This is a genomic window from Streptomyces sp. cg36, assembly GCF_041080675.1.
Classification (GTDB): Bacteria; Actinomycetota; Actinomycetes; order Streptomycetales; family Streptomycetaceae; genus Streptomyces.
This window is the reverse complement of record NZ_CP163520.1, coordinates 7,493,536-7,517,236: the sequence shown is the minus strand read 5'-3', so window position 1 is coordinate 7,517,236 and position 23,701 is coordinate 7,493,536. Positions and strand designations below refer to the sequence as shown.

Annotated in this window: 26 protein-coding genes and 1 riboswitch; of the genes, 12 read left to right on the top strand and 14 right to left on the bottom strand. The window is 74.5% G+C overall.

Annotation, left to right across the window (positions count from 1 at the left end):
• The first annotated feature begins 432 nt into the window (after nt 1-432).
• Together AB5J87_RS33220 and AB5J87_RS33215 are read left to right on the top strand one after the other, a co-directional pair.
• Nucleotides 433-762 carry a hypothetical protein gene (locus AB5J87_RS33220; protein ID WP_369382279.1) on the top strand — a complete coding sequence of 110 codons (330 nt, stop codon included), beginning with the start codon at nt 433-435 and terminating at the stop codon, nt 760-762.
• A gap of 77 nt (nt 763-839) precedes the next feature.
• On the top strand, nt 840-1,457 hold the full coding sequence (locus tag AB5J87_RS33215) for a TOPRIM nucleotidyl transferase/hydrolase domain-containing protein (RefSeq protein WP_369382278.1): 618 nt from the start codon (nt 840-842) through the stop codon (nt 1,455-1,457).
• Between the two features lie 210 nt (nt 1,458-1,667).
• Here AB5J87_RS33215 and AB5J87_RS33210 read toward each other — a convergent pair whose 3' ends face one another.
• The 5 genes from AB5J87_RS33210 to AB5J87_RS33190 form a co-directional block, all read right to left on the bottom strand.
• Nucleotides 1,668-3,044: a sensor histidine kinase gene (locus AB5J87_RS33210; protein WP_369382276.1), complete on the bottom strand. Its 1,377-nt coding sequence runs from the start codon at nt 3,042-3,044 to the stop codon at nt 1,668-1,670.
• Between the two features lie 12 nt (nt 3,045-3,056).
• Nucleotides 3,057-3,800, bottom strand: a complete 744-nt coding sequence (cseB, locus tag AB5J87_RS33205; RefSeq protein ID WP_369382274.1) for a two-component system response regulator CseB — start codon at nt 3,798-3,800, stop codon at nt 3,057-3,059.
• A gap of 100 nt (nt 3,801-3,900) precedes the next feature.
• Nucleotides 3,901-4,890, bottom strand: a complete 990-nt coding sequence (locus tag AB5J87_RS33200) for an endonuclease/exonuclease/phosphatase family protein (protein WP_369382271.1) — start codon at nt 4,888-4,890, stop codon at nt 3,901-3,903.
• Nucleotides 4,887-5,882: a D-alanyl-D-alanine carboxypeptidase family protein gene (locus AB5J87_RS33195; RefSeq protein ID WP_369382268.1), complete on the bottom strand. Its 996-nt coding sequence runs from the start codon at nt 5,880-5,882 to the stop codon at nt 4,887-4,889. Before AB5J87_RS33195 ends, AB5J87_RS33200 begins: the two co-directional genes overlap by 4 nt.
• Before the next feature lie 192 nt (nt 5,883-6,074).
• Nucleotides 6,075-6,611 (bottom strand): DinB family protein, encoded by a 537-nt coding sequence (locus AB5J87_RS33190; protein WP_369382266.1) that lies wholly within the window; start codon nt 6,609-6,611, stop codon nt 6,075-6,077.
• Between the two features lie 335 nt (nt 6,612-6,946).
• Between AB5J87_RS33190 and AB5J87_RS33185 the strand changes: the two genes are divergently transcribed.
• Complete coding sequence (locus AB5J87_RS33185) at nt 6,947-7,210, top strand: GlsB/YeaQ/YmgE family stress response membrane protein (RefSeq protein ID WP_369382264.1); 264 nt, start codon at nt 6,947-6,949, stop codon at nt 7,208-7,210.
• 177 nt (nt 7,211-7,387) lie between these two features.
• On the top strand, nt 7,388-7,972 hold the full coding sequence (locus AB5J87_RS33180) for a TerD family protein (protein ID WP_369382262.1): 585 nt from the start codon (nt 7,388-7,390) through the stop codon (nt 7,970-7,972).
• A 126-nt stretch (nt 7,973-8,098) separates the two neighbouring features.
• Here AB5J87_RS33180 and AB5J87_RS33175 read toward each other — a convergent pair whose 3' ends face one another.
• The 3 genes from AB5J87_RS33175 to AB5J87_RS33165 form a co-directional block, all read right to left on the bottom strand.
• Nucleotides 8,099-8,998, bottom strand: a complete 900-nt coding sequence (locus AB5J87_RS33175) for an SGNH/GDSL hydrolase family protein (RefSeq protein WP_369382261.1) — start codon at nt 8,996-8,998, stop codon at nt 8,099-8,101.
• A gap of 370 nt (nt 8,999-9,368) precedes the next feature.
• A complete protein-coding gene (locus tag AB5J87_RS33170) occupies nt 9,369-9,851 on the bottom strand; it encodes a DUF4430 domain-containing protein (RefSeq protein WP_369382258.1) in 483 nt (160 codons plus the stop codon).
• Nucleotides 9,852-10,364: 513 nt separating this feature from the next.
• Nucleotides 10,365-10,510, bottom strand: a riboswitch (cobalamin riboswitch).
• Between the two features lie 131 nt (nt 10,511-10,641).
• Nucleotides 10,642-11,418, bottom strand: a complete 777-nt coding sequence (locus tag AB5J87_RS33165) for a helix-turn-helix domain-containing protein (RefSeq protein WP_369382257.1) — start codon at nt 11,416-11,418, stop codon at nt 10,642-10,644.
• A gap of 85 nt (nt 11,419-11,503) precedes the next feature.
• Between AB5J87_RS33165 and AB5J87_RS33160 the strand changes: the two genes are divergently transcribed.
• From AB5J87_RS33160 to AB5J87_RS33150, 3 genes are all read left to right on the top strand, one after another.
• A complete protein-coding gene (locus AB5J87_RS33160; protein WP_369382255.1) occupies nt 11,504-12,304 on the top strand; it encodes a TSUP family transporter in 801 nt (266 codons plus the stop codon).
• 33 nt (nt 12,305-12,337) lie between these two features.
• Nucleotides 12,338-13,420 carry an alpha/beta hydrolase gene (locus AB5J87_RS33155; protein WP_369382253.1) on the top strand — a complete coding sequence of 361 codons (1,083 nt, stop codon included), beginning with the start codon at nt 12,338-12,340 and terminating at the stop codon, nt 13,418-13,420.
• Nucleotides 13,421-13,500: 80 nt separating this feature from the next.
• On the top strand, nt 13,501-14,013 hold the full coding sequence (locus AB5J87_RS33150) for a hypothetical protein (RefSeq protein WP_369382250.1): 513 nt from the start codon (nt 13,501-13,503) through the stop codon (nt 14,011-14,013).
• 80 nt (nt 14,014-14,093) lie between these two features.
• Here AB5J87_RS33150 and AB5J87_RS33145 read toward each other — a convergent pair whose 3' ends face one another.
• Complete coding sequence (locus AB5J87_RS33145; RefSeq protein WP_369382248.1) at nt 14,094-14,906, bottom strand: SGNH/GDSL hydrolase family protein; 813 nt, start codon at nt 14,904-14,906, stop codon at nt 14,094-14,096.
• Nucleotides 14,907-15,066: 160 nt separating this feature from the next.
• On the opposite strand from AB5J87_RS33145, the gene AB5J87_RS33140 reads away from it, so the two are divergent.
• The gene (locus tag AB5J87_RS33140) at nt 15,067-15,300 is read left to right on the top strand and encodes a hypothetical protein (RefSeq protein WP_369382246.1); all 234 of its coding nucleotides are present in this window, start codon (nt 15,067-15,069) and stop codon (nt 15,298-15,300) included.
• Nucleotides 15,301-15,360: 60 nt separating this feature from the next.
• Here AB5J87_RS33140 and AB5J87_RS33135 read toward each other — a convergent pair whose 3' ends face one another.
• The 3 genes from AB5J87_RS33135 to AB5J87_RS33125 form a co-directional block, all read right to left on the bottom strand.
• Entirely contained in the window at nt 15,361-15,936 is a 576-nt protein-coding gene (locus AB5J87_RS33135; RefSeq protein WP_369382243.1) for a GNAT family N-acetyltransferase, read from the bottom strand.
• A 57-nt stretch (nt 15,937-15,993) separates the two neighbouring features.
• The gene (locus AB5J87_RS33130) at nt 15,994-17,169 is read right to left on the bottom strand and encodes a low temperature requirement protein A (protein ID WP_369383747.1); all 1,176 of its coding nucleotides are present in this window, start codon (nt 17,167-17,169) and stop codon (nt 15,994-15,996) included.
• Between the two features lie 139 nt (nt 17,170-17,308).
• Nucleotides 17,309-17,905, bottom strand: a complete 597-nt coding sequence (locus AB5J87_RS33125) for a TetR/AcrR family transcriptional regulator (protein ID WP_369382242.1) — start codon at nt 17,903-17,905, stop codon at nt 17,309-17,311.
• A gap of 48 nt (nt 17,906-17,953) precedes the next feature.
• Here AB5J87_RS33125 and AB5J87_RS33120 point away from each other — a divergent pair, with 48 nt between their 5' ends.
• Nucleotides 17,954-18,505 carry a GNAT family N-acetyltransferase gene (locus AB5J87_RS33120; RefSeq protein WP_369383746.1) on the top strand — a complete coding sequence of 184 codons (552 nt, stop codon included), beginning with the start codon at nt 17,954-17,956 and terminating at the stop codon, nt 18,503-18,505.
• Nucleotides 18,506-18,626: 121 nt separating this feature from the next.
• On the opposite strand, the gene AB5J87_RS33115 is transcribed toward AB5J87_RS33120, so the two are convergent.
• Together AB5J87_RS33115 and AB5J87_RS33110 are read right to left on the bottom strand one after the other, a co-directional pair.
• Nucleotides 18,627-19,493 (bottom strand): tetratricopeptide repeat protein, encoded by an 867-nt coding sequence (locus tag AB5J87_RS33115; protein WP_369382240.1) that lies wholly within the window; start codon nt 19,491-19,493, stop codon nt 18,627-18,629.
• Nucleotides 19,494-19,636: 143 nt separating this feature from the next.
• Nucleotides 19,637-21,049 carry an aminopeptidase P family protein gene (locus tag AB5J87_RS33110; protein ID WP_369382237.1) on the bottom strand — a complete coding sequence of 471 codons (1,413 nt, stop codon included), beginning with the start codon at nt 21,047-21,049 and terminating at the stop codon, nt 19,637-19,639.
• A 256-nt stretch (nt 21,050-21,305) separates the two neighbouring features.
• Here AB5J87_RS33110 and AB5J87_RS33105 point away from each other — a divergent pair, with 256 nt between their 5' ends.
• From AB5J87_RS33105 to AB5J87_RS33095, 3 genes are all read left to right on the top strand, one after another.
• Complete coding sequence (locus AB5J87_RS33105) at nt 21,306-22,286, top strand: LuxR family transcriptional regulator (RefSeq protein ID WP_369382235.1); 981 nt, start codon at nt 21,306-21,308, stop codon at nt 22,284-22,286.
• 68 nt (nt 22,287-22,354) lie between these two features.
• Entirely contained in the window at nt 22,355-22,807 is a 453-nt protein-coding gene (locus AB5J87_RS33100; RefSeq protein ID WP_369383745.1) for an RpiB/LacA/LacB family sugar-phosphate isomerase, read from the top strand.
• Nucleotides 22,808-22,889: 82 nt separating this feature from the next.
• A complete protein-coding gene (locus AB5J87_RS33095; RefSeq protein WP_369382233.1) occupies nt 22,890-23,651 on the top strand; it encodes a class I SAM-dependent methyltransferase in 762 nt (253 codons plus the stop codon).
• The last annotated feature ends 50 nt before the right edge of the window (nt 23,652-23,701 follow it).

The window sequence follows — 23,701 nt, the reverse complement described above, 5'->3', positions numbered from 1 at the left end:
GGCCGACTGCCCCGCCGTGCGGAACGCCCCCCGCATCCAGGGCCCGGGCAGGCAGAGTCCGGCACGGCAGCCGTGGAGGTGCCACCGACTGCGGCAGAGCCCTGACCGGCCCGTGATCGAACGGGGGGCGGTCGTGACCAGGCACCTTAGCGGTTGGACGGCCGTTGCACGAATCGTGATCTTGAGCGTGCCGGGAGTGCCGGGACCCGCCACCGACCGGCGGCCACAGGGCACTTGACGCGCTGCGGCGCATTCCGGACAGCGGTCGACCGCTCGACCCCGGACATGTCCGTTTCGGGAAGAGAGCCGGACTGATCTACGCTTGCGCGAAACGTCGCGAGACCAGGCCCGTGTCGTACCGGGAAGCGGTCGGCGCGCGGTACGGACACGGCGGCGTCCACCAGCACTGGCACGGACCGACCGGGAGCCCTCTTGATAGCCATCGCTGCGGTGATCGCCCAGATCGCGGTGATCCTGATCCACCGCAAGCGCGCGGGCGGACCCCTCCGGCTCAGCGGCCGGTGGCGGTACGTCCCCGCGGCCCTGGCCGCCGGCGCGGTGGGATGGCTGATCATCGGCCGGCCGGCCGTTCACAGCGGTGATGTGGGCCTCGCGCTGGTCTACGGAGTGGTTCTCGGCGCCATCGCGGCCACGGCGACGGTCTCGCTCACCCGTCGCGCCTGGTCCGGGTGGGCGGTCGCGGGCGCGGCGGGCGCCGCCGCGTCCACCTGGCTGCTCGACACCCCGGTGCCCTTCAGCTGACGGAGCATCACACCCGACGGGCCGGGGCCCCGGAATATCGCGTGCCGTCCCCCCGGTGAACGTGCAGACTCGCCCCCATGGCAGACATACGGGCGTTCCGGGACGAGGTCGAGCGCTGGGCGGCCGGGGGCGGGGGCGAGGCGGCCCGGGAACTGGCCGGACGGTCGGGCGTGCGTACGGCCCTGCTGCTGGAGGGGCTGAGCGATCTCGCGGCCGTGGAGGCACTGGCCGCCGGACAGGGGCGCGACCTGGCCGCCCAGGGGGTGTGCGCCCTGTCGATGGGCGGGGCGATGAGCGTGGCCCGTTACGCCGCCCTGCTCGGACCCCCCGGCCTCGGCCTGCGCCTCGTGGGCCTGTGCGACGTGGGCGAGGAGGGCTTCTACGCGCGCGGCCTGCGCCGGGCGGGGGTGGCGGACCCCAGCGTCTTCGTGTGCGCGGCCGACCTGGAGGACGAACTCATCCGGGCGCTCGGCACGGAAGGCGTCGAGGAGGCCGTACGGGCCGAGGGCGACCTCCGCGCCTGGCAGACCTTCCTGCACCAGCCCGCGCAGCACGCCCGCCCCCGGCAGCAGCAGCTGCGGCGCTTCCTCGGGACCAAGAAGGGCCGCAAGATCCGCTACGGCCGTCTCCTCACCGAGGCCCTGACGCCCGAGCGGGTACCCGCTCCCCTCAAGGACCTGCTCGCCGCGGTGTGAGCCCGGCGGCGGGGCCCGGCCCAGGACCGTGTGCCGCCGTGCCGGGGCCGCGTGCCGGCGAGCCCGGACCGTGTGCTGCCGAGCGGGGCCCGTGCCTTCCCGGCCCGGGGCCGGGTGTTCCGGCCCGGCTCAGGGCCGGGTGTTCCCGGCCAGGACCGGACCCGTACGCCGGTCCTTCCCGGACCCGTACGCCCACCACCCGCACCCGCCTCAGCGCGGCAGCCGGAGCGTGGCGACGGCGCCCTGCGGGGAGTCGGCGTTCGTCAGGGTGAGGTCGGCGCCGATCACCCCGGCCTGGCCGAGCGCGATGGTCAGACCGAGGCCGTGGCCGTGGCCCCGCTCGGCGGCCCCGGTGCGGAACCGCTGGGGGCCGTGGGCGAGGATCTCCGGCGGGAAGCCGGGCCCGTGGTCGCGTACGACGACGCTCGTGCCCTCGACCGTCACCTCCACCGGACCGGCGCCGTGGCGGTGGGCGTTGAGGACGAGGTTGGTCAGGATGCGGTCCAGGCGGCGCGGGTCGGTCTCGACGACCGGGTCGCCCCGCACCACCAGCTTCGTCGTCAGCCCCGTGCGCCGCACCGAATCCGCCACCAGCTCGCCGAGCGGCACCGGCTGGGTGTCGGCCTCCTCGACGCCCGCGTCGAGCCGGGAGATCTCCAGGAGGTCGTCGACGAGGGCGCGCAGCACCTGTACGCGGTCGCGGACCAGATCGGTCGCCTCGCTCTCCGGCAGGAGGGAGGCGGAGGTGACGAGCCCCGCGAGCGGGGTGCGCAGTTCATGGGCGACGTCGCCGGTGAAGCGCTGCTCGGTGTGGAGCCGGTCCCGCAGGGCGTCCGCCATGAGGTCGACGGCGGCGGAGATCTCGGTGATCTCGTCGTGACCGCCGCTGCGGGTCCGCGCGTCGAGGTCGCCGCGTCGGATGCGGCGGGCGGTGGCGGCGACGCGGCGCAGCCGCCGCAGGAGCAGCTCCGCCGCGAGCACGGTGAGGGGCACCACGACCGCGAGCGTGGCGAGGGCGGCGTAGCGGATGTGCCGGTCCAGGGCCTGGAGGCTGCGCTGTTCGCTGCCCATGTCCGCGGCGGCGGCCAGCGCGGTCCCGTCCACCCGTGCCGCCGCCCACATGCGCGGCCCTTGTGCGGGTCTGCTGGTGTCGTACCAGGTGATCGGCCAGTGGTCGGCGCGGGGTTCGGCGTCGAGGCGGCGCAGCAGGTCGTCGGGGATCTCCGCGTCGACCTTGTAGAAGCGCGGCTGCGAGGGGGCCGGGAGTCCGGCGCGCTCGTCCCTGAACTCCTTCTCGGCGGTGGCCAGTTCGCGGATCGCGTTGCCCCGGCCGATGTTCATGGAGCGCGCCTCGGTGGTGCGGTGGACGAGGACGCCGATGCCCAGGGCCATGGCGCAGGCCGCCGCCGCGACCCCGGCGGCGATCTTCCAGCGCAGGGACCGGGGGTCGGCGAGCCGCCCCAGCGCACGCAGCAGCCGCCCGGGCGAAACGGCGTGGGCGGCGGCGGGTCCGGGCCCGTCGCTCTCCGTCTTCGTCTCCGTCGCCGCCTTCCTCTTCTTCATCCGGTTCGCCTTCGTCTCCGTCATCCCGTACGCCCCTCAGCGCCGGAACTTGTAGCCGAAGCCGCGCACGGTCTCGATGTGGTCGGCGCCGATCTTCTTGCGCAGCCGCTGCACCGCCAGGTCGACGACCCGGATGTCGCCGTCCCAGCCGTAGTCCCACACCTTGCGCAGCAGCGACTGCCGCTGCTGGGCGATGCCGGGCGCGCCCACGAACTCCAGCAGGAGCCGCAGCTCGGTCGGGGTGAGCGCGAGCGGCCGGCCGTCCAGGCGGACCTCCAGTCCCCGGGTGTCCACGCTCAGATCGCGGAAGGTGAGCAGCCCGTCGGTGTCGGCGGGTGCGCCGCCCTCCGCGGTGGGGGCGGTGTAGGTGGCCCGGCGCAGCAGGGTGCGGATCCGCGCCACCAGTACGTTGGTGTCGACGGGCTTGACCACGTAGTCGTCGGCGCCCGCCTCCAGACCGGCCACCACGTCCAGGGCGTCGCCGCGCGCCGACATCATGAGGATGGGCGCCTGGCTCGTCTCGCGGATGCGGCGGCAGAGTCCGATGCCGTCGAGGTGGGGCAGCATCACATCGAGCAGCAGCAGGTCTTGGCGGCCCTCGCGGAACATCTCCAGGCCGGTCAGCCCGTCGGGCGCCGCCGACACCCGGTAGCCGTAGCGGCCCAGGGCCATCCCGACGGACTTGCGGATCGTTTCGTCGTCCTCGACCAGCAGGATGTGCACGTCGGCGGTCGGATCGCCGCCGTGCTGTCCCGCCGAGCCGTTGTCGTGCTGCTGCATCACGTCACCTGAAGGTCGAACTGGCATGTCCACCCATGATCGCGGGTCCGGCCCGTGCCGTGGCACGACACGCGTCCCGCGCGGGCCACCCGGGCGGCGTTCACAGCCGCAGCGCCGCCGCGACCGGCAGATGGTCGCTCCCGGTGCGCGGCAGCGTCCAGGCGGAGACCGGGGCGACCCCCTTGACGAGGATCTGGTCGATGCGGGCCAGCGGGAACGAGGCGGGCCAGCTGAAGCCGAACCCGTCGCCCGCCGCGTCCTGGGCCGAGCGGAGCCCGGAGGTGACCGGCCGCAGCGCGCGGTCGTCGGAGGTCCCGTTGAAGTCGCCCACCACCACGACCCGGGGCAGCTTCTCGGCCCGTACGGCGTCGGCGAGCTTCAGGGCCGCTTCGTTGCGCCCGCGCGTCGCGAAACCCGTGCTGGGGAGCACCCGTACGGAGGCGAGGTGGGCCACGTACACGGCGACGGGCCCCTTGGGGGTGTCGAGGGTGGCGCGCAGGGCGCGGGTCCACGGCATGATGTCGACCGGTGCCGCGTCCCTGAGCGGGTGGGTGCTCCACAGCCCGACGGTGCCCCGCACGAAGTGGTACGGATAGGTGCCGGCCAGCGCGCGCTCGTACACCGGCGCCGTCTTGTCGCTCAGCTCCTCCAGGGCCAGCAACTCCGGCTTGGAGGCGGCCAGTTGGCGGGCGGTGCGGAGCGGGTCCGGGTTGTGGTCGTTGACGTTGTGGCTCACCACGGTGAGATCGCCGCGCCCGGGCGCGCGCTTGTCCAGGAGGGTGCCGCCGAACAGGGAGCACCACACGACGGCCGGGAGCAGCACGGCGACCGCGGCGGTGGCCGACCGGCGCACGGCCGCCAGCACCGCCAGTACGGGCACGCTCAGCCCCAGCCAGGGCAGGAACGTCTCCAGCAGACTGCCCGGATTGCCGGTCACATTGGGCACCGCGCGGTGTGCGGCCATGACCAGCGCGAGGAGCACGGCGGTCGCCGCGACGAGCCGGCCGCGCCGCCATCTGCCCCTGCCGCTTCCGGCGTTCTCGGGCGGGGTCGTGGCGGGGTGGCCGGTGCCGTCGACGAGGGCGGTCATGACGCCGCCCGTCCGCCGACGGCGCCGGTGAGGGCCGCGGGCAGGTCGCGCTGTACGGCCTCGATGAGCCGGCCGCTGCTGTCCAGCGCGGCCCGCATGCCCTCCGTGGGACTGGTGTTGGCCCGCTGCCCCAGCACGACACCGAGCACCAGGTGCCGGGCCGGTCCGGACCCGGCCTCGGCGGCCCACATGAGGTTGCCGCCCGCCGGGGTGCTCGACCCCGTCTTCAGCCCGATCACACCGGGCCGGTCGAGGAGCCGGTTGGTGTTGGTGACGGTCCCCGCCACCCCGGGCACGGTGGTCTCGCGCATCGCGACCACCGCCCGCAGCACCGGCTCGCGCATCGCCCGCCGGGCCAGTTTGAGCTGGTCCTCGGCGGTGCTGCGGGTGGATTCCTCCACGCCGCTGGCACCGGTGTAGGTGGTGCGGCCCATGCCCAGGTCTTGGGCTGCGCGGTTCATCTTCTGGACGAACGCCTCCTGGCTCCCCGCGTCCCAGCGGGCCAGCAGCCGGGCGATGTTGTTGCCGGACGGGAGCAGCAGCAGTTCCAGTGCCTGGCGCTGGGTGAGCCGCCCGCCCTCGCGGACCTGCGCGGTGGACTCGCTCAACGAGTGGGACTCCTGGGCTGCGGTCTCGTCGACGGTTATCTCCGGCCCGGCCTCGCCGTCCTTGAGGGGGTGCTCGCGCAGGATCACGTACGCGGTCATCACCTTGGTGACGCTCGCGATCGGCAGCGGACTGCTCCCGCCCCGGCTGCCGAGGCTCCCGACGCCCTCGACCTCGACGCTCGTCTGGCCCTCCACCGGCCAGGGAAGGTCGACGCGGGCCGCGACGTCCGCCGCCCGCCCGGTGGTGGTCGCCGCCCCGGAGCCCCCGTCACCGGCGGCCAGTCCCAGCCAGCCGCCGCCCCCGACCGCGACGATCACCGCGGCCGAGGCGCACACCGTCCCGCGCCGGGTCCACCGTTCCCCGCGCACGTGCCGAACACCCACCGGCGATCACCCCTCATGACTTGCGTGTACGCGGCGATCGCGTACACCTCGAAGCCTGGGAGACGATCTCGTCCGGACGGTCAGGGCCGTGCGTCCGGCGCCGCGCGGTTCTGTGTCAGCCGTGTATCGGTGTCAGCCGTACATCGGTCCGGGCGGCGGCGCGGGCCGCCCGGGGAGGGCCGGGCCGGAGGGTCAGGCGTTGGCGAGGGCCACCAGCTCGAAGGCGGTCTTGCCGTCCAGGGACTCGCGGACGATGTCCGCGTGCCCGGCGTGGCGGCCGATCTCCTCGATCAGGTGCAGCAGCATCCAGCGCATCGAGACCCGGCCGTCCTTGGGGAACCACGGCGCGTCCGGCAGCGGGAAGGTGTCGTCGAGCGAGGGCACGGAGCGGACGAACCGCTCGGTCTCCTCGGCGACCGAGTCCCAGAACGCCAGTGTGTCCGGCACGGTCTCGTCGCCGACCAGCTTGAAGCTCTCGTGCCAGGTCGACTCGGAGCGCTGCTTCTCGTTGGGCCGCTGCTGGGCCAGGCGCAGCCAGTTCAGCTCGCACTCGGCGACGTGCTTGAGCAGCCCGGACAGGGAGAGCTCGCTGGCGCTGGGGCGGCTGGCGGCCTGCTCCTCGGTGAGGCCGAGCAGGGTGCGCCGCAGCCCGCCGCGCTGGGCCTCGATGAACGCCAGGAGCGCGCCGCGCTCGTCGCCGTGAGCCTCCGCGGGAACGTGAGTGACCATGATGTCCGCCCTTGATCCGGGCCGGGAGACCGTGCGCCTCCCCGCCGTGTGACCACCACGCTACGCGCGATCGAGGTCAGATCCTGTCCTCAATCGCGTGCGGGAGGCGGCGAGTTGCCCTACGGGGGATCCGCGCTCCGGAACCGCACGCGGGATCCGCACTCCGGTTCCGCACGCGCCACCGCGGCCACGCGCTTCTCCCCCGGATCCGCGTCGACCAGATCGTGGAAGTCCCGGGCGCGGCCCCACGTCCGACGCCCGTCCGGCGGGCGGGCGTGAGCGGGCCGGATCGGGGCACACCAACAGCGAGAAAGCCGGGCCAGAAGGAGGCCAGCGTGGAGATTTCGGGGCTTGTCAGCGCGATCTTGATCGGTATCGTCATCGGTGTCCTGGGACGGCTCGTCGTCCCCGGCCGACAGCACATCGGCGTCCTGTGGACCATCCTGGTCGGCATCGTCGCGGCGCTGGTGGGAACGGCGATCGCCGTGGGGCTCGACGTCGCCGACACCAAGGGCGTCGACTGGATCGAACTCGGCCTCCAGGTCGCGCTGGCCGCCGTGGGCGTGGCCGCGCTCGACCGCATGAAGGCGCGCCGCTGACGGTCGGCGGGACCGCCCCGGCCGTCGGCGGCGGCGCGCCGGACGCCGGCCCCTCCCGTACGGGTCACGGGAGGGGCCGGGTGGTCCGGCCCCGTTCGACGGGACCCACGATGTGGCACCGTCAGGGCATTGTGCAGACTTTGCGTGTTGTACTCCCGAACAAGAGGATGCCCACGCATGATCACGCTCACCAAGGAATCCGGCCCGGCAGACCTGGACGGGGTGACCCATCTGTCGATCGGCGTGTCCTGGGACCCCACGGGTGGCAGCAGCGGCGGGGTCGTCGGGCTGCTCCGGCGCAAGGCCGGCACCGACCTCGACCTGATCGCCATCGCCATGCAGGGCGCGGACCCGGTGCGGCTGGCGGGCCTCGACTCGCTGGATCCGATGGGCAACGGCTCCCTGGTGCACAGCGGTGACAACCAGACCGGGCGCGGCGACGGCGACGACGAGACCGTCACGGTCGAGTTCGCGCGCGTCCCCGCCCACATCACGTCCATCGTGTTCGTGGCCGCCGCGTTCAAGAAGAGCAGCTCGTTCCAGAAGGCCCGCAACATCAGCTTCAAGGTGTACGACGCGACCGGCGGAAGCGTCCAGCAGGTCGCCGACATCTGGCCGAGCCTGCTCACCCAGGACAACGGCTGCGCCGTCGCCAAGGCCGTGCGCTCCGGCGACACCTGGAAGCTCGAAGTCATCAACGTGACGGGGAAGATAAAGCAGGGCGACGAGCACGCCCTGATGCGTTTCGCCATGAGCAAGTAGCCCTGGCGCCGGGGCGGGCCCGCGCGGGGCACCCACGCCCGCCCCGGCGCCGCACACGGCGGCGGCCGGGGCACGGGGACGCCGGACGCCCGGCCCGTCGGCGGCTCCCCGGCCCCGGCCGCCCGCTCAGTCGAGCCCGAGCGTGTCCATGGCCTGTTCGGCCATGCGCCGCTCGCCGAGGGCGTTGGGGTGGACGGGGACGATGTTCTGCCCGAACAGGAGCGGTTCGATCCAGCGGGTCCCGGCGGGCGCGCACGCGTCATGGCCTTCGGACGCCCCGGAGAGGTCCACGAAGGTGGCGCCGGTCTCGTCGGCCGCCCGCCGCACGACGGCGTTGAGGTGCGCCTCGATGCCGCGTACGTACGGGATGTCGCCGGAGGCGATGGGCAGTTTCACGAAGCAGGACGGGTCGGCGGCGGCCGGGGTGATCCAGGGGTATCCGAGCACCGCCACACGGGCGTGGGGCGCCTTGGCGCGGACGGCGTTCAGGGCCGTCTTGAGCGCGGGATACGTCTTCGCGTCGATCTGGTCGTCGAAGGCGGTGCCGTTCTGGTCCTTGCAGGGGCTGCCCTGGCCGCCGCTTAGGACGCCGGCCGTGCCGCAGGCGAGGACGGCGCCGATGAAGGTGTTGTTGTCGTTTCCGCCGATGGTCAGCGTCACCAGGTCGGTGTCGGCGGCGACGGCGTCCAGCTGGGGTGCGGTGCCGGGGTACTGGGACTGGGCGAAGTCCTTGGTCTGGGCGCCCCCGCAGGTCACGTCCTTGAGGTCGGCGCCGGTGCGGGCGGCGATGACATGGGGGTAGTTGGCGGTGGACCGCAGACAGAGCGGATTGCCGAGGTCCACGGGCAGGACACCGGAGCCCGCGCTGTAACTGTCGCCGAGGGCCGCGTACTTCACGGCCGCGGCCGGGGCCGCCGCCGTGTCCGGCGACGGGGCGGCCTGCGCGGCGGTGACGCCCGCGAGGCCGAGCATCACCACACTCGCCAATATTGACGTAGACATGACATATCGCGCGGACTTGGGCATGGCGGCTCTCTCTTCCCGGTGAACGGCGCGCGCCGGACCGGCGCGACGGAGACGAAGGGGCGGCTCGGACGACGAAAGGGCGGCGGACGGCGTGCGCGCGCCGACGGCCGGGGTGGCACCGGCGCGGGGACTACCGACCGGTTCTACCCCTAGGTAATGTGGAGCGCCGCCGGAGCCGCGTCAATATCGACGACCGCACTTGTGCGAAAGGCTCACCCACGTGACAGGTCGGCCGGCGAAGCCGCGCTCCCCCGTCCGCCTTCAGGCCCGCAACGGCGTGTCCACGTACGGGAAGCGAGAGAGGGAGCGGGAACGGCTCGCGGCCTGGCGTCAGGACCGGAGACGCCAGACCGCGAGGTCAGGGGCGGACCTAGAAGGCGGTCCAGGTGAACGCGACCTTGTCGCCCGCCTTCAGCGCGAACTGGCAGCCGCCGACCGGGGTGGGGGTGCCGTTGACGGAGATGTTCCAGTACGCCGACGCGCCGCCGCTCACGTTCTTCACGGTGTCCACGGAGTAGTCGTCGAAGGACGCGTACCAAGTACCGTCCCAGGTGAAACCGTGTCGGTGGGCCGCGTCGTCCAGGGCGGCGGTGGGAGTGGGCACGGGGGCCGGGTTCTTGCCGCCGTTGGTGCCGTCGCACTTGTGGGTGCCGCCGGTCGCGGTGGTCACGTCATGCCCCTTGGTTCTCACGGCCCCCTTGAACAGGGTGCCGTCCGGGCCCTGGACCGTCACCGAGACGACGACGGGCGCGTTCGGGCCGGGCGCAGGGCAGGCCAGGGCGGGGGTCGCCGTCAGGGCGAGGCCCACGGCGGTGACGGTCAGGGTGGCGCGGCGCAGGAGTGTCTGGCGCATGGCGGAGCCTTTCTGGAAGGAGACGGGGGCGCGGGCGCGCCCGGCGCCGGATGAGGCGCTGTCGGTCGTCAGTTGTCGGCGGGGACGGCGGACGCGCACCGGACCGGGATCCGCGAGCGGAGCTCGCGCGCGGCGCGCAGGAGCACGGTCAGCACCGGCGGGCCCGGGGGCGTGATGCGGAAAGGGCGCCGGTGAGCGGGCGGGACGCCCTGGTTGCGGCTGTCTTCCGGCCGTGGCCGCACGCGTCCGTGACGGCGGTCGGCCGGGGCGGGCGCGCCCGGACGGACACGGCGAGACCGGGCAGCGCCGGAGGCGATGTGGCTGGTGTGCGCGCGGTGCCGCCGCGGCACGGCAGGCGGCCCGACCGCGTGCGTGGACCCCGGCCCGGTCTGTTCGTCTCCCCCACGGCGACCCCCTGCGTCACCCGAAGCGGAGCACTGCATGACCGGAGGCCCCCGGGACCGGGCCCAGGAGAAACGACCGTCCGAACCACGCCGTAGTCCGCGACGGCGTCTGTCGTTTACCGCTCAGCCCAGGTAATCCGGCTCGCCCGGCGGCACTTGCGGTGCCCACCGGACCTACGGTTGCGGGTCAGCGCCGGATTTCGACCGGCTTCCCCTGGAACTGAACGTAGAATCGGGCGAATTGGAACACGGGCGCGCACGCGCGGTCAAGAGTGCGCGGGCCGACGGGCGTTCGGCGCTGCGGCAGGGGGTGCTGCCCGCGCCGAGCCGACGCACCGCGCAGTGACCCGGCGCCGCCGGCCGGACCCGGGCCCGGTCGGGACCGCTCAGCCGCGTCGCGGCCCCGGGGCCGTGAAGCGGGACGGCGGCATCCCGAACGCCCGGCTGAACGCGGCGGTGAACGCCGCCGGAGAGGCATAGCCGATCCGGGCGCCGACCTCGCTGACCGACGCGGTCCGCAGCAGCGGAACGGCCGCGAGCAGCCGGGCCCGGCCCCGCCAGACGGCGGGACTCTCCCCGGTCTCGGCGCGGAAGCGGCGGGTGAAGGCCCGTTCGCTCATCGCCGTCCGCGCGGCCCACACCGCGTTGCTGACCCCGGCGTCCGGGTCGGCCAGATAGGCGCGGCACAGCGCGGCGAGGTCCTCGGAGGCGGGGAGGGCCACGTGGAACGGGAGCGGGGCGCGCTCGGCGATCTCGTACAGGAGCAGGGCCGCGACGGCCCCCTCACGGCCGGACAGGGCGTAGTCGGCCTCGAAGTCGGCTGCGGCGAGCAGCAGTTCGCGCAGCAGCGGCGGAACGTCCACGACCGTGCAGAGGGCGGGCCACCAGGGGACGGCCCTCGGCTCGATGTACAGGCTCCGGGTGCTGACCTCCAGCATGCGCACCCGGTGGCGGGTGGTGGGCGGGATCAGGACGGCCCGCTCGGGCGGTACGGTCCAGGTGCCCTCGGCTGTGTCGACCACCATGACCCCGGTGGCGCCGTACAGGAACTGCGCGCGCCGGTGCTCGTGCCAGTCCAGTACGTGGCCGGGCGGGTAGTCGGTGCCGATCGGCAGGACGGCCCGGTCGACGTGGTCGACCTCGGCCAGCGGGACGTTCTTCACCCGCTCACTCTAGTGGCCGGGACGCGAAAGCATCGTGCCGACCATCGCATGCGGGAAGGCCGTCGCGGCTGGTGGGGTGGGGGCCATGAACGTTGTCGTGATGTTGACCGGGATCGGGCTCCTCACCGGGGTGACGACCGTGCTGTTCGGCTTCGGCGGCGGTTTCGTCGCGGTCCCGGTCGTGGTGTGGGCGGACGCCGTGCTCGGCCCGGACGCGCTGCGCGTGGCCACCGCCACCTCCGCGCTCGTGATGGTGGTGAACGCGGGGTTCGCCACGGCCGTCACGCCCAGGCGGGTCCTTCTCGCGCTGCGCGGCAGCGGCCCGCTGCTGCTCCTGCTGGCGGCCGGAGCGGGTGCCGGTGCGCTCGCCACCCGTCTCGCCCCCGCAGGTCCCACCCGCTGGGCGTTCGTCGCGTACGTGACCGTGACCCTCGCCGACCTGGTGCTGCGCCCCGGATTCCTGCGTGCGCACCGCCGCGCCGGGGAAGCGGCCGTCGCCCCGCGCCCGCTGCCCGCCGCGCTGGGCGCGCCGGTGGGCGCCGTCGCGGCCTTCCTCGGGGTGGGCGGCAGCGTCATGACCGTGCCCGCGCTGCGCCGGGCCGGGCACCCGATGCGGGTGGCGACCGCCCTGGCCAACCCGCTCACCTTCGCCATCGCGCTCCCCGCCACGGCGGTGTCCCTGCTCGCCGCCGGGCTCCCCGCCGCCCCGCACGCCGGGGCGCACCTCGTGGGGCTCGTCGACGTGCGCGCGGCCTCGGCGCTGCTCCTGGGCGCGCTGCCGGTCATCGCCCTGCTGCGGCGCCGCCCGCCGCGCATACCCGAGCGCGCCCACGCCTGGGCGTATGTGGGGCTGCTCGCGCTGGTGGGCGGCGCGATGGCGCTGTAGTGACCGCCGTCGAGCGGTGGTTGACTACCCCTCATGGATCACGGGCGAGCGGCTGCCGACGGCGGGGACGGGCCGACGGACGCCGACGTCGCCGGGGCGCCCGCTCTCGACCCCGAACTGGCCGCGGCGCTGGCCGCGGCGGGGCCCGCGGCGACCGAGCCGTACACCCCCGGGAACCTGGCGGCCCGGCAGGCGCGGGACGCAGCCGTCCGGCCCAGGCCGAGTCTGCGGGACCTGCGGGCCGACGGCCGCTTCCAGGTGGAGGAGGTGCGGGTACCGGGCGCGGCGGGCGATCCGGACGTCACGGTCGTGAGCGCCCGGCCCGCCGGCGCTGCCGGGCCGCTGCCCCTGCTGTACTACCTGCACGGCGGCGGCATGATTTCGGGCAACGCGCACTCCGTGCTTCCACGGCTGCTGCGCGAGTGGTCCGAGCCCCTGGGCCTGGCGGTCGTCTCCGTCGAGTACCGGCTGGCGCCCGGGACGCGCTACCCCGGTCCGCTGGAGGACTGTTACGCCGCACTGGTGTGGGCGGCCGAGCACGCGCCCGCGCTGGGCGTCGACCCGCGGCGCATCGTCGTCGGCGGAAAGAGCGCGGGCGGCGGGCTCGCCGCCGCGCTCGCCCTGCTCACCCGCGACCGGGGCGGCCCGGAGCCCCTCGCGCAACTCCTGCTGTGCCCGATGCTCGACGACCGGGGCGACACCGTCTCCAGCCGTCAGATGGCGGGCCGGGACACCTGGGACCGCACCTCCAACGCGACGGCCTGGCAGGCGCTGCTGGGCGACCGATACGGCGCCCCGGACCTGCCCGCCCACGCGGCCCCCGCCCGCGCCACCGATCTGGCCGGGCTGCCGCCCGCCTATCTCGACGTCGGTTCCGCCGAGACCTTCCGCGACGAGACCGTCGCCTACGCCCACGCCCTGTGGCGGTCCGGCGGACAGGCCGAACTCCATGTGTGGCCCGGCGCGTTCCACGGCTTCGACACCCTCGCGCCCCGGGCCCGGCTCAGCCGGGAGGCCCGCGAGACCCGGACCCGCTGGCTCCGGCGCGTCCTCGCCGACGGACGGCTCCCGTCCCGGGGGTCGCGCCGGATCTGGGCGGCCGGGAACGGCCGGTGAACGGCGGCGCGGGCGGAGCCGGGCCACGATGGCCGACCCCTTATGGCTCTCACACAGCCTCGTTCGACATACTTCGCGCCGTGGACCAGCGAAAAAATGACGAGCACACTCCCTTGAACACCGCCGCGCTGAACCCGGCGTACATCCCGGGGCTGATGCCCTCTCCGGCGGCGCCCGCGGCCGAGGCCGTTCCGGTCGAGCCGGAACCCGAGGTGGTGGTGGAGGCGGCGGCCGACGAGCCCGGCCCGGCCCCGGCGGACGCCGAGGCCGCCGACGCCGCCGAGCCCGCCGACGAGCGCCCCGCGCCCGAGGGAGGGCCCACCTTCGAGGCGGCCGACCGGCGGGGCTCCATCACCGCCGACCACAAGGGCATCCGGCTCCGGCTGGACGGCGAGGAGGCCGACTTCGCGTGGGAGGAGCTCAGCGCCGTCGAGTACGCGACCTCGCGCTGGGCCAAGCGGTTCACCATCACCGTGCACCTGCCCCGGCCCCGCTGGTTCCGCACCGATGTGCAGGCCCAGGACCGGGCGGGCCTGGACCAGTGGTCCGAGCAGCTCGAAGAGGTGCTCAACGCCTACTTCGAGGAGGAGTAGGCCCGTCGGCCACGGCCGCCGGGGTCGACACGCGCCGCGGGCGCCGTGTCCGCTCCCCCGGCGGCCGTGGGCCCGGCCGCTCACGGGCGGGCGGTCGCCGTGAACTCGGGGAAGTAGCCCTTGCCCTGGCCGGTGGCGTCGGGGTGGTAGGACTCGTCCACCGGGAAGGTGATCGAGCGGATCCACGGCGCGGAGCCGCAGATGCCGTGGCCGGCGAAGCGGTTCCGCACGTCCGCGAACACGAACCCGTGGCGCGCGGCGCGCTCGGCCGTGACCTTGTCCACGGCGTCGACGGCCGCGTTGACCGCTGCCCGCTTGGTGTCGCTCAGGCCCCCCGCGCAGCCGCCCGGCACGGTGAACAGATGGGGGTAGCCCAGCACCACCACCCGGGCGGCGGGCGCGTGCCCGCGGATCGCGTCGTACATCCGGTCCAGGTCCTTCGCCAGCGGGCCCTCGATGTACTTGCGTGCCGTGTCGATGCGCCGCGCGCACCCCTGGTCGCCGCTGAGCACACAGGTCGTCATCACCTCGGCGAATCCGGCGTCGTTGGCCCCGGCGGTGACGCTGACCAGTGCCGTCCGGCCGTCGAGGGGCGCCAGCTGGCCTTCGGCCACGTCCTTGGTGGTCGCGCCCGAGCAGGCGGTGAAGGCGAACGTACGGTCCCGGTGGGCGTCCGCCCACAGCGCCGGGTACGCGCGGGCGCTGCGCCGGCACTCCCCGCTGCCGGAGTCGTAGGAGCGGGCGCCGAGGCCGGAGGAGTAGGAGTCGCCCAGCGCGACGTACCCGCCGGGCCGGACGGGCGCCGCGTGTGCGGCGGTCCCGGCCGTGGTACTCGCGGCGAGGAGGAGGGCGGACAGCAGGAAGGCGGCGCGGCGGCGCGGACGGGTGCTCATGCCCGGGCCAACGGCGGCGCGGCGGCCCGGACACGGGCCGTCACCGGTTCGAAGGACGCCGTCCGGGCAGGCGGGCGGCACCGGGACGCGGCGCGCCCCGCCCCGGCCCGTTCCCCGACCGCGCAGAATGGTCATCACACACCGAGACTCGGAGGTTGTCATGGCAGGATTCCTCGACCGGGCCAAGGAACAGGCCCAGTCCGCCCTCAACCAGGGCAAGCAGAAGGTCGACGAGGTCCAGGCGCAGCGGGCGGGGAACGATCTGCTGAAGAAGCTCGGGGCGGCCTACTACGCGGAGCGGCGCGGAGCCGGCGGCCCGGATGCCACGCAGCAGGCGCTCACCGCCCTCGAAGCGCACATCGCGACGCACGGGGACGGCTTCCTGCGCGCCTAGCGCGGCCGGGACGCGCGCGGGGGTCCGCACGCCGGGCCCCCGCACCCGGCCCGTCCGGGGTCAGGCGGGCGCGTGCCGGACGTGGAGGTGCCCGTCGAGCGGGAACCGCGGCGGCGATGCGGGCAGCACGCGTTCGAAGGCGTAGCCGCTCTTGTGCGCGACGCGGCAGGACGCGTGGTTGTCCTCCTGGTGGAGGAGTTCGAGCCGTTCCAGTCCGCCTGCCCGGAAGGTGGCGAACGCCCAGTCGGTGAGCGCTCCCAGCGCGCGGGGCGCGACCGCCCGTCCACGGGCCGCCGCGTGCGTCCAGTAGCCGACCTCGGCCGCCGCCCGGCCGGGGGCGACTTCCCGGAGCGACACATTGCCGACCAGCCGGAGCGGCCCGCTCGGGTCCGTGCCGTCGCCGGATTCGAGGACGGCGAAGCCGAACCGGTCGCCCGCCGCCCATCCCCGCTCCTGGAACCGCAGCCACCGGCGCACGTCGTCCTCGCTCTCCAGCGGGCCGCTCGCCCCGCGCCGCAGCGCGGGATCCCGGTACGCCTCGATGAGTTCGGGGATGTCGTCGGCGCGCCAGGGGCGCAGTACGAGCGCGGGCGCGGCCACGGTGGCGGGGGCCGCGAGTACGGCGGTGGCGTTCATCGGCCGATCATAGGCAGCGACGATCCACTCCGAAGGGGGCCTCAGTCTGGGCCCCCGTCAGGGCCACAGGTCGACGCGCCCCCTCAGCCGCCACTTCGACAGCTTGGCCAGCAGGAGCACCAGCGCTGCCGTACAGGCCACCGCGCCCCAGGCGGGCAGCAGCAGAGCGGCGGGCAGCAGCATGCCGGGGGTGAGGACCAGACAGGGGACGTACCAGCCCAGCACATTGCGTACGCCGTCGCCGTAGCGCGTGGAGATGGCGGCGTTCGCGCTGTAGAACGCGAGGACACCGCCGCACAGCGCCCAGCGCGCCCCGGCCGGAAGGACGTGGTGGGGCTCGGCGACCGCGGTGCCGAAGGCCGCCGCGACGACGGTGATGCCGCAGACGAGGACGAACGGCAGGTACATCACGGTGTCCCGCATGACCCGGGTCGCCCGGCCGCTCTGGGCGCGGCTCAGACCGCGTTCGGCGCTGCCGGTGCCCCAGGTGAAGAAGATCAGGGCGAGTTCGGCGGCGGCCACGAAGGCGAACAGCGCGGCCACGCCGGAGGCGGCCGTGAAGTGCGCCTCCAGGGTGACGACCACCGTGAAGACGCTCTCACCGAGCACGATGACCACGAACAGGCCGATCCGCTCGACCAGGTGCTCCACCGACATCCGGTCGTAGGGAGCGGTGCCGAGTCCGGCGCGGACGGCCAGCAGCACCACCTCCAGCACGATCGCCACCCCCCACACCACGAACCGCCCGGCCCCCGGCACCGCGGCCGACACCGCCCAGAGCGCCGCGGGCAGCAGGCAGTACAGGAGCGGTCGCCACAGCGGCAGCGGGCTGCCGGGGCGGCGGGCGTGGCGGAACCAGATGAAGAAGAGCATCAGCCGCACCCACCCCGCCCCGAGCGCGTACGCCCAGGCCCGGTCCCCCAGGCCCGCCGGGGAGGCCGCCGCCATCAGCCCGAGCGCGGGCATCGCGGCGAGCAGCATGGCCTGGACGCGGGGCGTGGCCGAGCCGAAGAGGTTGACGGTGACCGTCAGGTTGGCCCACGCCCACCAGGCGGGGAAGAACAGCACGAGGAACTTCCCGAACTCGCCCGGCCCCGGGTCCCCGTGCAGCCCGTGCGCGAGCACGCTGACCGTGACCACGAAGACCAGGTCGAAGAAGAGCTCGAACCAGCCCGCGCGGTGCTCCTCCACCTCGTCGCCCGTGCCCGCACCCGCCGCGCCGCCGTCCGTCATGTCGCTCACCGCTCCACTGTGGAAGCAACCGGGGCGCCGGGGAGCCGGGCGCGCCGGAGCCCTGCGGGTCATTGCGCCCGTGGTGCGGGGCCGGACGCGGTGGAACGTCCGGCGGCGGGCGCGCTCTTCGACCGGCGCTTCAGAGGTGGGGACGGGCGCTCAGCCCCGCCAGATAGTCGTCGAGGAGCCCGGTCTGGTGGGCGGGCGGGAACCGGCCCGGGTCGAACAGGGCCTGCACCACCAGGCCGAGCACGAAGGAGTGGGCGCCCGCGGCGGCGCGTGCCGGGTCTCCGGGCGGCAGTTCGCCCAGCTCCTGGGCCGCGGCGACCAGATCGCGCAGCTTGTCGCGGCCACGCCCGTACTTGACGGCGTACTCGGCGCTGAGCGCGGGTTCGGCGAGGGCGGCGTCCCAGGAGGACACCCAGATCCGGCTGCTGACGGTGGCCTCGGCGGTCAGCGGCAGGACGTTGAGCAGGGCGGTCCGCACGGCGGACAGGCCGGATCCCAAGGCGTGCCGGGGGCGGGCGGCGGTGCGCTCGTCGAGGAGTTCGAGGGCGTGTGCGACGAGGTCGCGCTTGGCCGGGAAGTAGTGGGTGAGCAGGCCGGTGGTCGCGCCCAGTTCGGCGGCGACGGCGCGCAGGGTCAGCCCGCCGAAGCCGTGCGCGGCGAGCACCCGCCAGACCGCCTCGGAGACGTCGCGGCGACGGGCTTCGTGGTCGCCCTTGGTACGTGGCATGCTGCTACCGTACATAACCGTAACGCTTGTTATGTGAATGAGGTCACCATGTTCTCCCTCCCGCTGCGCGACGACGCCCGGCTCCGGCCGCTGGAGATCTGGCACGCCGAGGAGTTCGCCGCCCATCTGGACCGGGCCCGCGAGCACATCCGGCCCTGGGTCGGGCCCGCGTTCGTCACCGACGACGTCGCCGGGGCGCGCGCCACCCTGGGCCGGTACGCCGAGCGCCAGGCCGCCGACGGCGCCCGCCTCTACGGCATATGGCTGGGCGCGACCCTGGTCGGCGGCGTGATGTTCACGGAGTTCAGTACCGCCGCGGGCTCGTGCGAGGTCGGCTGCTGGCTGGAGCCCGCCGCCGAGGGCCACGGCCTGGTCACCGACGCCTGCCGCACCCTGCTGGAGTGGGCGTTCACCACTCGCGGGATCCACCGCGCCGAGTGGCACTGCCGGGCCGACAACGACCGCAGCGCGGCCGTCGCCAAGCGGCTCGGCATGACCCTCGAAGGCGTCCGGCGCGCCTGCTGGCCCTACGAGGGCGTCCGCCACGACGAGCAGACGTGGGCGGTCCTGGCCCCCGAGTGGCACGCCCACCGCCCGTGACGGTGAAGACCGCCGGGCCCGCCACGACGGTCCTCACCCAGGGAGCACCCACGATCGACTCTCTTCGCCGAAACCGGTACCGGACGTCCGCCCGGCTCACCGGACCGCGGCCGGACACCGCCTAAAGGGTGTCGTCGCCGAGGTGCTGGCGGAGCCAGTCGTAGGCGCGGCGGTCGTACGGGTCGCGGAGGTCGATGTAGAGCGTGTGCAGTTCACCGTCGTGGGTGTAGATGTCCAGATGGCCGCTGGAGTAGGCGGGCCTGCGCCCGGTGGCCCACTCGGCGGACTCGATGTCGGTGAGGGCGAACCGGCGCCCGCGCAGGCTGATGGTGGGCGGCGGGACGCTGTGGCCGGGGTCGAGGTCGTAGAGGAGGTCGCGGGCCTGGGCGGCCGTGTCCTCGTCCTCGCCCCTGATGGCCCGCAGATACACCTCGCGGGCGTCGGCGAGCCGGCTGGGATCGACCTCCACCAGCCGCCGGTGCGCCCGCACGGCGGTGTCCCCGAGGAACGGCGGCTCCATGGCCCGCAGGAACAGCGCGGTCGCCTCGCCGAGGCGACCCTGGCGGGCGGCCAGGTTGGCCAGGTTGAGCAGCGCCTTGCGGGCGTGTTCGGGGTGGCCGGTGTCGATGGCCCGCTGGTAGAACTCACGGGCGTGCGTCAGATCGCCGTCGCGCTCATGGAACAGCGCGTAGTTGAAGAGGGACTTGGGCGCGTGCTCGGGGTGCGCGGTGGCGATCGCCCTCTCGAACGCGGCACGGGCCTGCGCCGCCCGGCCCGCCGCCGCCTCCAGCACGGCCAGGTTGGCGAGGGCCATCGGGCCGATGTCGGGGTGGCCCGAGGCGACGGCGCGCAGGAACGACTCACGGGCGGCGTCGGTGTCCCCCGCCTCGCGCTCGGCCGCCGCCCGGTCGAAGTCGGCCCGGGCCGCCGCGTCCGCTTCCGGCGTGAGGGGCTCGCGCGGCTCGCCGGTCGACTCTCGCTCATTCATCCGCATGTTCCCAACTTCGCAGCCGGGCGGCGGCCGTTCAAGGTCGGCCGCGTTCACGTCTGGTCAAGACCGGTCGCCCGAGGGCCGGTTCCGGCCCCGCCGGACGAGACCGGCGGGGCGGAAGCGGACGCGTCCGGTCGTACTCAGCCGGCGAAGCGCGCCAGCCACGCCTCGACCTCGTCGGCCGAACGCGGCAGGCCAGCCGACAGGTTCTCGTGGCCGTCGGCCGTCACGACCAGGTCGTCCTCGATGCGGACGCCGATGCCGCGCCACTCCTCGGGCACGGTCAGGTCGTCCGGCTGGAAGTAGAGGCCGGGCTCGACCGTGAGGACCATGCCCGGCTCCAGCACGCCGTCGACGTACTCCTCGTTCCGGGCGTGCGCGCAGTCGTGGACGTCCAGGCCGAGCATGTGGCCGGTGCCCGCCATGGTGAAGCGGCGCTGCAGGCCCAGCTCGTAGGCGCGCTCGGCAGGGCCCTCGATGAACCCCCACCCGACCAGCCGGGCCGCCAGATGGCGCTGGGACGCCTCGTGGAAGTCCCGGTAGGCGGCGCCCGGCTTCACCGCCGCCATGCCCGCCTCCTGGGCCTCGTACACCGCGTCGTACACCTCGCGCTGCACGGGCGTGAAGGTGCCGTTGATCGGCAGCGTGCGGGTGACGTCGGCGGTGTAGAGGCTGTTGGTCTCCACGCCCGCGTCGAGCAGCAGCAGCTCACCCGGGCGCACCGGGCCGTCGTTGGCCGTCCAGTGCATGATCGTGGCGTGCTCGCCCGCCGCGCAGATCGTGCCGTAGCCGACGGCGTTGCCCTCCAGCCGGGCCCGGCGCCAGAACGTGCCCTCGATCCACCGCTCGGAGGAGGCGACGGCCCGCGACAGCTCGCCGACGACGTCGGTGAAGCCGCGCACCGTGGAGTCCACGGCCTTGCGCACCTCGCCGACCTCCCACTCGTCCTTGACCAGGCGCAGCTCGCTCAGCGCCTCCTCCAGCTCGTCGTCGCGGTCCTCGTCGGTGACGACGGCGGCTTCGAGCGCCGGGTCGACCCCGCGCACGATCCGGGTCGGCGCACCGGACCCGGCGGCGAGGTCGGCGGCGATCGTACGGACGTCACGGCAGGGCAGTCCGAGCACCAGCTCCGACTCGGCGAGGGAGCGGCGGCGCCCCATCCACAGTTCGGCCGTGTACCCGGTCCAGAACTCGTCGCTGTCCCGGCTGTCGCGCGGCAGCTGGTAGCAGTAGGCGTCGTGGCCGCCGTCCGCGCGCGGTTCGAGGACCAGCGCGCCGTCCCGGGCCTGGTCGCCGGTCATGTGCACATAGGCCGAGTGCGGCCGGAACGGGTAGGTGTCGTCGTTCGAGCGGACCTTGAGGTTGCCGGACGGGACCACCAGGCGCTCGCCCGGGAAGCGCGCGGAGAGCGCGGCGCGGCGGGCGGCGGCGTACGGGGCCTGCTCGTCGAGCGCCAGGTCGTGCCGCTCGGTATCCGCCCACCCCGTCCGCATCAGCGCGGACAGTTCCTCGGAGATCCCTGAGTAGAGACCATTCTTTCGGCCTTTCGCCACGGTGTGCGCCTTCCTCTGAGCGGGTTCCTGGGCGACGGGGACGGCGGGCGCCGTCCGGGCGGGCCTTCCCTCCCCGTACGGTTCGCTCGTCCTCGCGGCCACCGGTTTCCCGGCGGCACCCGGACGGTATCCCCGGGCGCGGGCGCGTGGGGCCGAACAGTGCCACTGACACCGATCGGCCATGACAGGCCGTCCGCGCGCGGCGATAATGCGCCCATGACGGGAAGACGCCCATGACGCAAGGGGAGCGGCGCCCATGACGCACGCGAAGCTCGGCGAGGCGCTGCGGCTGCTCGGCATCGCTCCCCCGGCCGCCCGCGCCTATCTCGCGCTGCTCGACCTGGCGCCCGCCCCGCTCAGCGCGATCGCCGACGCGGCCGGGCTGAGCGGCGCGGAGCTCACCGAGGCGTACGGCGTGCTGGTGGACGCCGGTCTGGCCGCCGCGGCGGCCGGCGCCGACGTGGTGGCTCCGGTGCCGCCCGCCGCCGGGCTGGAGATCCTCGCCCGGCACCGGGCGGCCGAGGTCGAGGAGTCGCGCATCGCGGTCGGGGGCGCGTTCGAGTCGTTCCGGCGCCGTCGGCTCGCCGCGTACAACGACGATCTCGTGGAGGTCGTCACCGGCGACGCGGTCGGCCCCCGGATGCGGCACGCCTGGACGAGCGCCCGCGAGCAGATCCGCCAGTTCGAGTCGCCGCCGTACTTCCCGCTGCCCGGCGCCACCCAGGACGCGCTGGCCACGCTGGCGCGCGGGGTGCGGCAGCGGGTCGTCTACTCGCGCGAGTCGCTGGAGTACCCGGGCCATCTGGAGGAGGCCATCGAGCCGTGCGTCAACGCGGGCGAGCAGGCCCGCGTCCTGCCGTCGGTGCCGGTCAAGCTGGTGATCATCGACGAGGCGTACGCCCTGGTGTCGCTGTCGATCAAAGAGGCCGACGTGCACAACGCCATGCTGGTGGTGCAGCCCTGCGGGCTGCTGTCCGCGCTGGTGGCGCTCTTCGAGCAGTCCTGGCAGAACGCGCTCCCCTTCCACGGCACCACCACCCGCCCGGGCGGTCTCGCGCCCGCCGACCGCCGGCTGCTGTGGCTGCTCGCGGGCGGGGCGAGCGACGAGGTCATCGCCCGCGAACTGGGCGTCAGCCGCCGCACCTTCTTCCGCCGCCTCCAGATACTGATGGCCCAGCTCGGCGCCGCGAACCGGTTCCAGATGGCGTTGCAGGCGCAGCGCAACGGATGGCTGTGAGGCGCCGTCGGCCCGAGCCGCGGAAACCAGCCGCACCCGCTGAAAGGGGAAATGCCATGGCCGCGCAGCTGCGCGTCGCCGTCTCCGCCGACTCGGACGACGGGGTGGCCCGTCAACTCGTCGAGGAGCTGGACCGGCGCGGATACGAGGTGGTCCCGCACGGCGTGCTGGCCGCCGGGGAGAAGGCCGACTGGGCGTTCTGCGCGGAGGCCGCCGCGCGGGACGTGGCCGAGGGGCGGGCGGACCAGGCGGTGGTGTGCTGCTGGACGGGCACCGGCGCGAGCATCGCCGCCAACAAGGTGCCGGGCGCGCGCGCGGCGCTGTGCGCGGACGCCGCGACGGCTGCGGGCGCCCGCCGCTGGAACGACGCCAACGTGCTGGCCCTGAGCCTGCGGCTGACCTCGGCCGCCGCCCTCGGGGAGATCCTGGACGCGTGGTTCGCCACCGGCCCGAGCCAGGACCCGGCCGACCAGGAGGGCATCGCGCACGTGAAGCGCCTCGACCGCGGGCGGCGGGGCTGACCGGCCGCCAACTGGCCGCGCCGGGCGCCCACTTCCCGCGTGCGGGGCCGCGCACCGGGGGCGCGCGGGGCAGGATGGGGTCATGACCTCTGCCTCCCGCGCGCGCTCCTTCGACCTCGCCGCCGCCCAGTACGCGGCGAACCGCCCCTCCTACCCGCCCGGTGTCCTCCTCGCCGTCGAGGAGGTGCTCGGGCGGCACCTCAAGGGGGCCCGGGTGGCCGACGTGGGCGCGGGAACGGGCATCGGCACCGCGCTGCTGCGCGAGCGCGGCGCCGACGTCGTCGCCGTGGAGCCCGGAGACGGCATGATCGCCGAGTTCCGGCGGGCCCTGCCCGACGTACCGGTCGTCCGGGGCGACGGCAACGCGCTGCCCCTCGCCGATCTGTCCTGCGACCTGATCACCTACGCGCAGGCGTGGCACTGGACCGACACCAGCCGTTCCGTGCCGGAGGCGCTGCGGGTGCTGCGGCCCGGGGGCGCGCTCGCGCTGTGGTGGAACACCACCGCCGCCGATGTGGCCTGGCTCGACGAGCAGGACGCGCGCGTCGCGCACTGGTGCGGCGTCGGGCCCAAGGACCGCCGGAGGCCCGAGACCGTCCGGGCGGGGCGCCTCGCGGGCCTGGCCGAGCTGCCCTTCACCCGGCGTCTGCTGCGCTGGAGCCGGACGGTCCCGCTCGACACGCATCTGGCGAACCTCACCAGCCACTCGGCGTTTCTGGTCCTTGGCGAGGCCAGGACGCGGGAGTTCCTGGCGGCCGAGCGCGAGCTGCTGAGCGGGCTCTTCCCGGACGGAACGGTCGAAGAGACGTATGTGGTGGACCTGTTGGTGGTGCCGAAGCCCTGATGCGGGGCAGGCAGGGGCGGGTGCGGCCCGGCCCCTGCCGCACGCCCCTC